This is a genomic window from Stenotrophomonas indicatrix (assembly GCF_002750975.1).
GTDB lineage: Bacteria > Pseudomonadota > Gammaproteobacteria > Xanthomonadales > Xanthomonadaceae > Stenotrophomonas > Stenotrophomonas indicatrix.
Window position 1 is genome coordinate 3,460,211 of record NZ_PEJS01000001.1, and the last position, 11,848, is coordinate 3,472,058.

At 66.1% G+C, this 11,848-nt stretch carries 7 protein-coding genes; 3 read left to right on the forward strand and 4 right to left on the reverse strand.

The features are described from left to right. Positions 1–2 precede the first annotated feature (2 nt). Genes nagA through CR918_RS15885 form a run of 4 tightly spaced genes read right to left on the reverse strand, consistent with a single transcriptional unit; the run spans position 3 to position 4,586 of the window. Complete coding sequence (gene nagA, locus CR918_RS15870) at positions 3–1,151, reverse strand: N-acetylglucosamine-6-phosphate deacetylase (protein WP_099785414.1); 1,149 nt, start codon at positions 1,149–1,151, stop codon at positions 3–5. Next, positions 1,151–2,179: an SIS domain-containing protein gene (locus CR918_RS15875; RefSeq protein WP_099843683.1), complete on the reverse strand. Its 1,029-nt coding sequence runs from the start codon at positions 2,177–2,179 to the stop codon at positions 1,151–1,153. The genes nagA and CR918_RS15875 overlap by 1 nt, the downstream gene beginning before the upstream one ends. 7 nt (positions 2,180–2,186) lie before the next feature. Next, positions 2,187–3,254, reverse strand: a complete 1,068-nt coding sequence (locus CR918_RS15880; protein ID WP_025878684.1) for a LacI family DNA-binding transcriptional regulator — start codon at positions 3,252–3,254, stop codon at positions 2,187–2,189. Between the two features lie 39 nt (positions 3,255–3,293). Then, positions 3,294–4,586: a sugar MFS transporter gene (locus CR918_RS15885; RefSeq protein WP_025878685.1), complete on the reverse strand. Its 1,293-nt coding sequence runs from the start codon at positions 4,584–4,586 to the stop codon at positions 3,294–3,296. A gap of 385 nt (positions 4,587–4,971) precedes the next feature. On the opposite strand from CR918_RS15885, the gene CR918_RS15890 reads away from it, so the two are divergent. The 3 genes from CR918_RS15890 to CR918_RS15900 all read left to right on the forward strand — a co-directional run bounded on the left by CR918_RS15890 (position 4,972) and on the right by CR918_RS15900 (position 11,264). Next, the gene (locus CR918_RS15890) at positions 4,972–5,988 is read left to right on the forward strand and encodes a glucokinase family protein (RefSeq protein WP_033832013.1); all 1,017 of its coding nucleotides are present in this window, start codon (positions 4,972–4,974) and stop codon (positions 5,986–5,988) included. A gap of 142 nt (positions 5,989–6,130) precedes the next feature. Further along, positions 6,131–8,794, forward strand: a complete 2,664-nt coding sequence (locus CR918_RS15895; RefSeq protein WP_032975386.1) for a TonB-dependent receptor — start codon at positions 6,131–6,133, stop codon at positions 8,792–8,794. A 112-nt stretch (positions 8,795–8,906) separates the two neighbouring features. Then, positions 8,907–11,264 carry a beta-N-acetylhexosaminidase gene (locus tag CR918_RS15900; RefSeq protein WP_099843685.1) on the forward strand — a complete coding sequence of 786 codons (2,358 nt, stop codon included), beginning with the start codon at positions 8,907–8,909 and terminating at the stop codon, positions 11,262–11,264. Positions 11,265–11,848 lie beyond the last annotated feature (584 nt).

The window sequence follows — 11,848 nt, forward strand, 5'->3', positions numbered from 1 at the left end:
CGTCAGGCCGCCTCGTACTGGCCGGCGATCCACGTACCACGCACCTGCAGCGCGTCGTCCAGCAGCACCAGGTCGGCCTGGTAGCCCTCGGCGATGTAACCCAGGCGATCATCGACATTGAGGAACTGCGCCGGATAGGTCGAGGCCATGCGCGCGGCTTCAGCCAGCGGCTGGCGCAGCAACTGCACGGTGTTGCGCACGGCGGTGGCCATGTCCAGCGCCGAACCGGCCAGCGAGCCGGCCGCGTTGCGCACCACGCCGTCGATGGCAGTAATGGTTTCGCCATACAGCACGTAGCTCGGATCGTCGGCACCGACCGGCGGCATCGCGTCGGTCACCAGCAGCAGGCGGCCACGCGGCTTGGCCGCCAGCGCCACCCGCAGGCTGGCCGGATGCACGTGCACGCCATCGACGATGATGCCGATCCAGCTGTCGCGATCTTCCAGCGCCGCGCCGACTGCGCCGGGTTCGCGGCCCTGCAGCGGCGACATCGCGTTGTACAGATGGGTGAAGCCACGCACGCCGGCATCGAGGCCGGCACGGATCTCTTCATAGGTGCCGGCCGTGTGGCCAGCAGCGACGATCACACCGCGCTCGACCAGCGCGCGGATGGTCTCCAGCGGCACGCGCTCGGGCGCCAGGGTCAGCAGGGTCACGCCGTTGTCCAGCGACGACGCCAGTTCGATTTCCTGCTCGTCCGGCACGCGGAACTTGCTGGCATCGTGCGTGCCCTTGCGCGCCGGTGCGATGTAAGGGCCTTCCAGGTGGATGCCGATCACGCCGGGCACGCCCTGTGCGATCGCCTGGCGCATCGCGCCGATCGCCTCGCGCATCACGACCACGTCGTCACTGATCAGGGTCGGCAGCATCGCCGTGGTGCCGAAGCGGCGATGCGCACGGGCAATCGTGTGCAGCGACTCGACGTCGGGCGTGTTGTTGAACAGCGCGCCGCCACCGCCATTGACCTGTACATCGATGAAGCCGGGCAGCAGCCAGCCACCGCCCAGATCCACCTGCTCGTCGGCCGTACCCAGCTGCGGCGCCGCGTCGGGCAGCAGCGCGCTGATGTGGCCGTCTTCGATCACCACCGCAAGATCATCGCGGAACTCATCGCCGGCAAGAATGCGGGCATTGCGCAGGACGGTTGCCATCACACCGTCTCCGTCACCTTGTTCAGATGCGGCGGCAGATCCGGGTTGAAGCCACGGCGCAGCGCCAGTGCATTGATCGCGCGATAGAAGCTCTGCACCGTCAACAGCGGCGCGCACAGCGGATGCGGCGCGGCAGCGACCGGCAGGTTGCCGCCGGCACCGGCCAGCCACACCTTGGCGCCACGTGCGGTGAACTCTTCAGCCACGGCACGGGTACCGGCGCCGGTCTCATCGGGCTGTGCAAAGGCCAGCACCGGAAAGCCGCGATCGACCAGCGCCATCGGACCATGCTTGACCTCGGCCGAGCTGTAGGCCTCGGCATGCAGGCTGCAGGTTTCCTTGAACTTCAGCGCCGCTTCCTGCGCCGCGCCCAGGCCGAGGCCACGGCCGAGCACGAACAGGTTGTTGGCCTCCACCAGGCCATCGGTCACCGCGCTCCAGTCGCATTGCCAGGCCTCGCGCATGGCATCGGGCAGCAGGTCCAGAGCGTTGCGCAGCGCGCTGTCCTGCTTCCAGTACGCGGTCAGCTGCAGCAGCGCGGACAACGAAGCGAGGTAGCTCTTGGTCGCCGCCACGCTCTTCTCCACGCCGGCATGCAGCGGAATGACCGTGTCGGCCAGTTGTGCCAGCGGAGAATCCTCGACGTTGACCAGCGCCACCACGCGCGCGCCAGCGGCCTTGGCCGCTTCAGCATTGCGCAGCAGGTCCGGGCTCTTGCCGGACTGCGAGATGACAATGAACAACGCACCGCGCAGCTGCAGCGGTGCCGCGTAGACCGAGCCCACCGATGGCGAGGCCGAGGCAACGACCAGGCCCAGCTGGGTTTCCAGCAGGTACTTGCCGTAGGTGGCGGCATGGTCGGAGCTGCCACGTGCGCAGGTCACCACGAACGGCGGCGGCACAGCGCGCAGGCTGGCTGCCAGCGTCTCCATCACGGCGTGGTTGCGGGCGAACTGGCGGGCAACGACCTCGGCCGCTTCGGCGGCCTCGGCGAACATCAGGGTGGCGGTGGGATCGGACAGCGACATGGCAGGCTCAGGAAGGATCGGAAGGAAGGGGGCGCGCGGCGGCAGGACGCATCGGTGCGGTCGAGCCGCGCACCACCAGTTGCGGCACGAAGCCCTGGTTGTGCAGCGGCGCCGGCGCATCGTCGTAGGCATCGCTGCGCAGCTGTGCGATCAGCAGGCGCGCGGCATGGCGGGCGATGTCTTCGGTGGCCTGCTTGGCGGTGGTCAGCGGCGGCCACGACTGGCGCGAGAACGGACTGTCCTCGAAGCCGGCAATGGACAGGTCGTAGGGCACGTTCATGCCGGCCGACTTCGCTGCGGCCAGCACGCCGGCGGCGATTTCATCGTTGGAACCGAAGATGGCGGTGGGCGGTTCGCGCAGTGCCAGCAGGCGCCGCGCACCGCGGAAACCATCGTCGAAGGTGTAGTCGCCCTGCACCACCAGATGCTTGTCCACGGTCATGCCGTAGTCCTTCAGCGCGGCCTCGTAACCGGCGTAGCGTTCGCCCGAAGAACGGTGCGAGGTGCCACCCCAGAGGAAGCCGATGCGCTGGTGGCCCAGCTGGATCAGGTGCTCGGTGATTTCATAGGCGGCTTCGCGGTCGTCGACGAACACGCAGGCGCCATCGGCCGGATCTTCGGTGGCGGCAATGATCCGCACCAGCTTGATGCCGCGCGCGGTGAGCGCCTGGACCAGGTCGCGACGTTCGGACATCGGTGCGGTCAGCACCAGCCCGGCCAGGCGCGAGCGCTGCACCCAGTCGGCCAGTTCATCGGCCAGCAGCGGCGAACTGGAATCGCACGGATGGATCTGCAGGCCGAAGCCGGTTTCGCGGCAGGCCGCGAGCACGCCGTTCTGCACGCCGATGATGTGGTACGGGTTCGGGTTGTCGTACACCAGCCCGATCACGAAGGTGGTGCCGCTGCGCAGGTTGCGCGCCGACGGATCGGGTTCGTAGTCGAGCTCGGCAATGGCACGCAGCACCCGCGCACGGGTGGCCTGCATCACCGAGGGCTCGTTGTTGATCACCCGCGACACCGTCTTCAGCGAGACCTTGGCCTTTTCGGCAACGTCCTTGATGGTCGCTCTGCGCATCGGCTTTTCCTGGGGTTGGCTGCCGTCCATCATCGCCGATCAGACCTTGTCCTGCGGCAGGCCGACGCGATGGCCGACCACCGAGTAGAACAGGATGTACAGGTAGCAGGGCACCATCAGCAGCAGGAACACCAGCTGGAAGTCGATGTGCTGCTTGAGCACGGCAAACAGCTGCGGAATGATCGCGCCGCCGGCGATGCCCATGACCAGCAGCGCCGAACCGGTTTCGGTGAAGCGGCCCAGGCCACGGATCGCCAGCGGGAAGATCGCCGGCCACATCATCGCGTTGGCAAAGCCCAGCAGTGCCACGAAGGCGACCGACACATAGCCGTGGGTGAAGAAGGCGCCCAGGCAGAACAGCACGCCCAATACCGCCGAGACGGTCAGGTAGCGCGACTGCGAGACCACTCGCGGGATCAACACCAGGCCGACCACGTAGCCGATGAGCATCGCAAACAGGGTGAACGCGGTGAACATCTTGGTCTGGTCCAGCGGCAGGTCGAAGCCATGACCGTAGGTACCGATGGCATCTCCGGCCATCACTTCCACGCCCACGTAGACGAACAGGCAGAGCACGCCCAGCCACAGATGCGGGAACTGGAAGATGCTGCTGCGCTCGGCCTTGCCTGGCACGCCGGCCGGTGTGGCATTGGCCTCGGAGGCCTTGATTTCGGGCAGCGGCGAGAACAATACCGCCACCGCCAGCAGCACCAGCAAACCGGCCATGGCCAGATACGGCGCGTGGATCTTGGCCGCGAACTGGTTGAGCAGCGTGGCCTTGGTGGCCGCATCGGCGGCCTGCACCTGAGCGTCGAGATCACCGATGCCATGCAGCACCAGGGTGCCGATCAATATCGGCGCAAGGATGCCGGCGATCTTGTTGCAGATGCCCATCATCGCGATGCGCCGTGCGGCGGTTTCGATCGGGCCGAGGATGGAGATGTACGGGTTGATCGCGGTCTGCAGCAGCGCAAGGCCGCTACCGATCACGAACAGGCCGCCCAGAGCACCGGGATACCAGCGCTGGGTGGCGAATTCACCGAACAACGCCGCACCACCGGCCATCACCAGCAGGCTCAGGCTCAGGCCTTTTTTCATGCCGGTGCGGCGCAGGATCCACGACGCCGGCAGGGCCAGGAAGAAGTAGGACAGGTAGAACACCATCAGCACCAGGAAGGCGCCGACCTCGCTCAGCTCGAAGGCGAGTTTGACGAAGGTGATCAACGGGCCGTTGAGCCAGGTGAAGAAGCCGATCAGGAAGAACAGCACGCCGACGATGGCGATGGACGAGGCCACGTTCGGGCGTGCGCTTGCAGCGGGGACGGCTGACATCAGGAAGGCTCCTGCGGCGACGGCCGCAGAACACGGCGTCGGAGAGTGGCTGGGAACAACGTTGTCACATTCTTTCGATGGACAGCGACCGTTTGTCAACTTCCCTGCACAGGCCACCACGCCTCATGTTGCACTGCGCAAGCGCGCTGCACGGCCGTCCGCTGAATGCGCTTGGCCCTTGAAGCCCCTTGCTGCAACGGTTCCGGCCCGGATGCAGCACTCACGCCATGTAAACGTTTACGGCGATCTGCATTCGCTGCGGCGCAGCAACGAAAGTGTCACGAACTCGTTGACATCGTTGTCAACGCGGTTACAGACTCCGCCCCAATCGCCGGCTCCATCGTTGCCCTTCCCGGGGCCGGCCCCACCTGCAGCAGGAGCCCGCGTGACCGCCAGCCATCCCGCCCCGGCCCATGTCCTGTCCCGCGTCGCGCCCTCGTTCCTGGCTGCCGACGTTGGCGGCACCCATGTGCGTGTCGCCCGGGTCCAGGCCAGCGGCGACGATGCCCATCCGGTGCAGGTGCTCGATTACCGCAAGTACCGCAACGCCGACCACGCCGGGCTCAGCGCGATCCTCGCCGACTTTCTGGCCGAAGGCCCGCGCCCGTCGCATTGCGTGGTCGCCACCGCCGGCTACGCCCGCGAAGACGGCACGGTGATCACCGCCAACGTGCCGTGGCCGTTGTCGGCGCGGCAGATCGAGGCCGACGTCGGCCTGCAGCGGGTGCACATCGTCAACGACTTCGAAGCGGTGGCCTACGCGGCCGCGCAGGTCGATGCCAGCGGCGTGCTGCACCTGTGCGGCCCGGAAACGGCACCGCGCGGCCCGACCCTGGTGGTCGGCCCCGGCACGGGCCTGGGCGCAGCGCTGTGGATTCCCACCGCCAACGGCCCGGTGGTGCTCGCCACCGAAGCCGGCCAGCCGACCCTGGCCGCCAGCACCGAACTGGAAATGGCGATCGTCCGCCACATGCAACGCGACCGCGCGCACGTGTCGATCGAACATGCCCTTTCCGGTCCCGGCCTGATGAACCTGTACCGCGCGATCTGCGCGCTGCAGGGGCAGGCACCGGCGCTGGCCAGCCCCGATGCGGTCACCGCTGCGGCGATGACCGGCACCGATCCGCTGGCGCGTCAGGCGCTGGATGTGTTCTGCGGCCTGCTCGGCAGCACCATCGGCGACATGGCCCTGTTCTATGGCGCCCACGGCGGGGTGTACCTGGCCGGCGGGATCCTGCCGCAGATCCGCGAGTACCTGCGCACCAGCACCTTCGTCGAACGCTACCTGCAGAAGGGGCCGATGGGCGAGGCGCTGGCACGCATCCCGGTGAAGGTGGTCGAGCACGGACAGCTGGGCGTGATCGGCGCTGCCAGCTGGTACCTGCTCCACGCCGACGCCTGAACCTGCAATCGGCTTCAACGCAATCGCAGCACGCAGTACGTGGCACGCCAATGCCGGGACATCGCCGCCGCCCCGCGCACGTCATCGCAACCGCAATCCCATATCGCCGCCGGCATCCAATCGAGTGATGAGGAGAGACATCATGAATACCCGCAAGACCTTGCTTTCGGCCGCCATCGTCAGCTGCATCGCCTTCAGTGCGCACGCGCAGCAGGCCGCCCCGACCGCCACCGATCTGGACACCGTCACCGTTACCGGTATCCGCGGTTCGATGGAGAAGTCGCTGGACACCAAGCGCGAAGCCAATGCGCGCGTGGAAGTGGTCACCGCCGAAGACGTGGGCAAGCTGCCGGCGCACAACGTCGCCGATACCCTGCAGCGCCTGCCGGGCGTCAACATCAGCTCGTCCAGCGCCGATGAGGGCGGCTTCGACGAAGCCGACCGTGTCAGCCTGCGCGGCACCAGCCCCAGCCTCACCCAGACCCTGATCAACGGCCACACCGTCGGTTCGGCCGACTGGTTCGTGCTCAGCCAGGGCAACAACGTCGGCCGCAGCGTCAGCTACTCGCTGCTGCCGTCGGAACTGGTCAGCTCGGTGGAAGTGAACAAGTCCTCGCAGGCCAAGCTGCAGGACGGTGGCACCACCGGTACCGTCAACATCATCACCCGCAAGCCGCTGGAGTTCTCCAAGCAGTTCACCGCTGAAGGCTCGATCGGCATGGTGCGTTCGGACCAGGCCAAGTCCAACGACCCGCAGTACTCGGCATTGTTCAACTACAAGAACGAAGAAAACACCTTCGGCGTGATGGTGCAGGGCTTCAGCCAGAAGCGCGAACTGCGCCGTGAAGCGCAGGAAATTCCGGGTGGCTTCTTCCAGATCGGTCCCAAGGATCCGGTGGCCCTGACCAATCCGGACCTGATCGGCGTCAACGTTCCCGGCCTGCTGGGTTCGACCCTGTTCGAACAGACCCGTGAGCGCAAGGGTGGCCTGGTCTCGCTGCAGTTCAAGCCGACCGACACCCTCACCCTGGGCCTGAATGGTTTCAGCTCCGAGCTGAAGGCGAACAACTACAACCGCAACTTCATGATGTTCGGCAACAGCTTCGCCAAGGTGCAGGCGCCGAACCCGGGCTATGTGGTCAAGGATGGCGTGCTGACCAACGCCACCTACGCAGGCGTGCCGGGCACCAACTACGCGGTGTACGACATGATCTACCGCGAGTCGAAGGCCAAGTCGAGCTACGTCACCTTCGATGCCGACTGGCAGATCAGCGACAGCCTGACCGCCAAGTTCCAGGCCGGCAGCACCAAGGGCACCGGTGAGACCCCGCGCCAGTACATCGCCGAGGTCACCCTGGCCGGCGGCGGTGGCGCCAGCTGGGCCACGCACGGCAGCGGCTCGCCGATCGACTGGAACGTCGGCGGCGACCTCTCGCCCAACGGCGTCACCAGCTTCGGCACCTGGGGCAACCAGCAGGTCACCGCCGAAGACAAGGAGAAGTGGGCCACGCTCGACTTCAACCAGTACTTCAACGACGGCGGCGTGCTGAGCTCGCTCGATTTCGGTGTGCGCTTTGCCGATCACAAGCGCGAAGCGCTGTCGCCGGAAGGCGCGACCCCGGGTGACATCTGGAGTGCACTGAAGAACGGCGCCACCTCCAACTACCCGAACGGTTTTGCCGGCGATATCGGCGGCACCTTCCCGCGCAACATCTGGTACTTCACCCCCGGTGCGCTGAAGGAGGCGGTGACCAACAACTCCACCTGGCTGGCGGGCAACGACGGTCCGACCGGTCGCCACAATTACGGCGCCGAGTGGCGGGTGAAGGAAAAGAACTTCGCCGGCTACGTGCAGGCCAATTTCCGCGGTGACTGGTGGAGCGGCAACCTGGGCCTGCGCTACGTCAACATCAAGCAGGACATCGATACCTACAACGCCGTCAGCAATGCTGCCGATGCGGATGTCAGCAGCCTGTTCGGCATGTGGGAACGCATGGCCTTCCAGAACAAGCGCAACCGCGTGCTGCCCAGCGCCAACATCAAGTTCGACCTGGACGACAACCTCGTGCTGCGCGTGGCCGCGTCGCAGACCCAGACCCTGCCGGACTACTCGGCACTGGGCGCGTCCTCGTACGGTTCCGACCTGAACCGGACCGGTGGCGGCGGCAACCCGAACCTCAAGCCGACCCTGTCCACCAACCTGGATGCCAACCTGGAGTGGTACTTCATGCCGCGCGGCCTGTTGTCGATCGGCGCCTACCACATGGACCTGAAGGACTACATCGCCTTCGACGTCGTCTCGCGCCAGCTGTACAGCGAACTGACCAACCAGCTTGAGACCTACCAGATCTCCACCCCGATCAATGCCGACGGCAAGGTCACCGGCGTGGAAGTGGCCTACGAGCAGCCGATCGGCGAATACTTCGGCGTCAACGCCAACTACACCTACGCCAACGGCACGACCGCGCACACCTGGTCCGATGGTTCGCACAACCTGCTGGGCACCTCGAAGAACACCTACAACGTGGGCGCGTACTTCGAGAACGAGCGCTTCGGTGCACGGGTCAGCTATACCCACCGTTCCTCGTTCCTGATCAGCCTGTCGGGCACCAACCCGTACTACCAGGATGACTTCGGCACGCTGTCGGCGTCGCTGAGCTTCAAGGCCACCGACTGGCTGAGCATCAGCCTGGATGGCCTGAACCTCAACAACCCGACCTACAAGTACTACCAGACCGCGGCCATTCCGACCTCGTTCTACAGCAACGGTCGCCAGTACTACCTGAACTTCCGCTTCAAGTACTGATCCAGCGGCAGCCTCATCGCCGAGTCGTGCACGCACGCCGGGCCTGGGTCATTCCGGGCCCGGCGTTTTTCATGTATAGCGAACATCGCACCCGATCCAAGGAGTCCTTCCGATGACGAAGCCCACCCGCGCCAGGATGCGCAGCCTTCTGTTGCTGGGCAGCCTGCTGGCCGCCCTGCCTGTGCTGCCGGCACTGGCCGCCGATGCCCCGGCACTCGATACCGGCCCTGGCCCGCAGCTGCGCGCCGGCAGCCTGATGTTGATTCCCGCACCGGCCAACGTGCAGCGCGGCAACGGCGCGGGCATCACCGTGGGCGCCACTACCGTGCTGCATGCCGATGGCGAAGCCGCACAGCGCGTGGCCGCACAGTTCGCCGACCTGCTGGCGCGCAGTGGGGGGCCGCGACTGGCCGTGGCCAACGGCAAGGCCGCCGCCAAGGGCAACAGCATCCGCTTCCAGATCGTGCCGACCTTCCGCGACAGCGGCGAGGGCTACACGCTGGAAAGCACCGCGCAGGGCGTGCTGGTGCAGGCCGGCAACGAGACCGGCCTGTTCTACGGCGCCACCACCCTGGCCCAGCTCGCCACCGGCGGCAGCAACGGCGTGCTGCCGGCCGTGCAGATCCAGGATGCGCCGCGTTTCAGCTGGCGTGGCTTCATGCTCGACTCGGCGCGGCACTTCCAGAGCCTGGACGAGATCAAGCGCGTGCTCGATGCGATGGCCGCGCACAAGCTCAACACTTTCCATTGGCACCTGACCGACGACCAGGGCTGGCGCATGGAGATCAAGCGCTACCCGAAGCTCACCGAAGTCGGCAGCTGCCGCCTTCCGGCCGGTGATGGCGGCATCGATCCGGTCAGTGGCAAGGAGCATCCGTACTGCGGCTTCTACACGCAGGACCAGATCCGCGAAGTGATCGCCTACGCCGCCAAGCTGCATATCCAGGTCATTCCGGAGATCGATGTACCCGGCCACGCCACCGCTGCCATCGCCGCCTATCCGGAACTGGGTACGATCGACACGCCGTTGAAGCCGTTGAGCGAATGGGGCGTGTTCCCGAACCTGTTCAACGTCGAGGACGGCACCGTTACCTTCCTGGAAAACGTGCTGGAAGAAGTGATCCAGCTGTTCCCGGCCAGGTATGTGCATGTGGGTGGCGACGAGGCGGTGAAGGACCAGTGGGAAGCATCAAAACGGGTGCAGCAGCGCATGCGCGCGCTCGGCATCAAGGATGAGATGGCCATGCAGAGCCACATCATCAAGCGCCTGGAAACCTTCCTGGAACAACACGACCGTCGCCTGATCGGCTGGGACGAAATCCTTGAGGGCGGCCTGCCGCCGCAGGCCACGGTAATGTCCTGGCGCGGCACCGAAGGCGGCCTTGCTGCGGCCAGCGCCGGCCACGATGTGGTGATGTCGCCGGTCAGCCACCTGTACCTGGATTACCTGCAGACGTCCTCGCCGAACGAACCGCCGGGCCGGCCGACGCAGGTGAACCTGGCCAAGCTCTACAATTACGAACCGGTGCCGGCCGAACTGGCCGCCGACAAGCGCGGGCACATCCTCGGCCTGCAGGCGAACATGTTCACCGAGCACACGCGCACTTACGCGCGTCTGCAGCACAACCTGTTCCCGCGCCTGGCCGCCGTGGCCGAGACCGGCTGGAGCACGCCGGAGCATCGTGATTTCCGCGACTTCCTGGCCCGCCTGCCCTCGCAGCTGCAGCGCTATCGGGCCTGGGGCCTGGCCTACGCGCAGACGCCGTTCGAAGTAGGCGTGGCCTACACCGATGACCGCGCGGCGAACACGGTGACCGTGTCGCTGGCCAATCCACTGGGCTATGAAGTGCGCTACAGCAGCAACGGCAAGCCGGTGACGGCACAGTCGCCGCTGTACCAGCAGCCACTGACGTCCACGCTGCCGGCGACGGTGCAGGCTGCCGCCTTCTACCAGGGCCAGCCGCTGGCTGCGAAGCCGACGGTGGCGGCGTACACCGCGCAGTCGCTGCTGTCGCGGCACAGCGAAGCACTGCGCAGCTGCGTCGGCGAGAAGGGCTTGGTACTGCGCCTGGAAGATGATGGTCCGCGCGAAGGTGCGCGTGCGGTGTTCACCGTTGACATCTTCCAGCCGTGCTGGCGTTGGCCGCAGGCACAGCTGGATGGCATCGGCAGCGTGGAAGTGCGCGCAGGCCGCATTCCGTACTACTTCCAGCTGGCCCACGACGAGCCGAAGCGTCGCTTCGAAAAGGCCCGGAGCGCGCACGGCGAAATGCTGATCCGTCGCGGTGACTGCACCGGCAAGGTCCTGGCGCAGGTGCCGCTGCCGGCGCAGACCGATGTCGACGGCTTCGTGACCCTGCGTGCGGCTTTGCCGAAGGGCACCTCGGGCACGGGCGATCTGTGCATCAACTTCACCGGCGACACGCGCCCGGCGATGTGGGTGCTGGATGAGGTGACGCTGGGGAAATAACGGCGGACACGCATGGCGTGGATCTACCGTAGCGCCAGGCCATGCCTGGCTGCCTTGGTAGTCGCCAACCTTGGTTGGCGCCGCCGAGATCTATCCACGCATGGCGTGGATCTACTGTAGAGCCAGGCCATGCCTGGCTGCCTTGGTAGACGCCAACCTTGGTTGCCGCCGGCGAGATTCATCCACGCATGGCGTGGATCTACTGTAGAGCCAGGCCATGCCTGGCTGACTTCGGTAGACGCCAACCTTGGTTGGCGCCGGCGAGATCCATCCACGCATCGCGTGGATCTACCGTAGAGCCAGGCCATGCCTGGTTGCCTTTGGTAGACGCCAACCTTGGTTGGCGCCGGCGAGATCCATCCACGCATCGCGTGGATCTACTGTAGAGCCAGGCCATGCCTGGCTGCCTTGGTAGACGCAAACCTTGGTTGGCGCCGGCGAGATTCATCCACGCATGGCGTGGATCTACAGTAGAGCCAGGCCATGCCTGGCTGCCTTTGGTAGACGCCAACCTTGGTTGGCGCCGGCGGTTTCATCCACGCATGGCGTGGATCTGCCGTAGAGCCAGGCCACGCCTGGCTGCC

Bases quoted from the DNA above. Each gene is read 5' to 3' on its own strand.
- CR918_RS15880 (WP_025878684.1), bottom strand. From the start codon at position 3,254: ATGCGCAGAGCGACCATCAAGGACGTTGCCGAAAAGGCCAAGGTCTCG.
- CR918_RS15895 (WP_032975386.1), top strand. From the start codon at position 6,131: ATGAATACCCGCAAGACCTTGCTTTCGGCCGCCATCGTCAGCTGCATC.
- CR918_RS15885 (WP_025878685.1), bottom strand. From the start codon at position 4,586: ATGTCAGCCGTCCCCGCTGCAAGCGCACGCCCGAACGTGGCCTCGTCC.
- CR918_RS15900 (WP_099843685.1), top strand. From the start codon at position 8,907: ATGACGAAGCCCACCCGCGCCAGGATGCGCAGCCTTCTGTTGCTGGGC.
- CR918_RS15875 (WP_099843683.1), bottom strand. From the start codon at position 2,179: ATGTCGCTGTCCGATCCCACCGCCACCCTGATGTTCGCCGAGGCCGCC.
- nagA (WP_099785414.1), bottom strand. From the start codon at position 1,151: ATGGCAACCGTCCTGCGCAATGCCCGCATTCTTGCCGGCGATGAGTTC.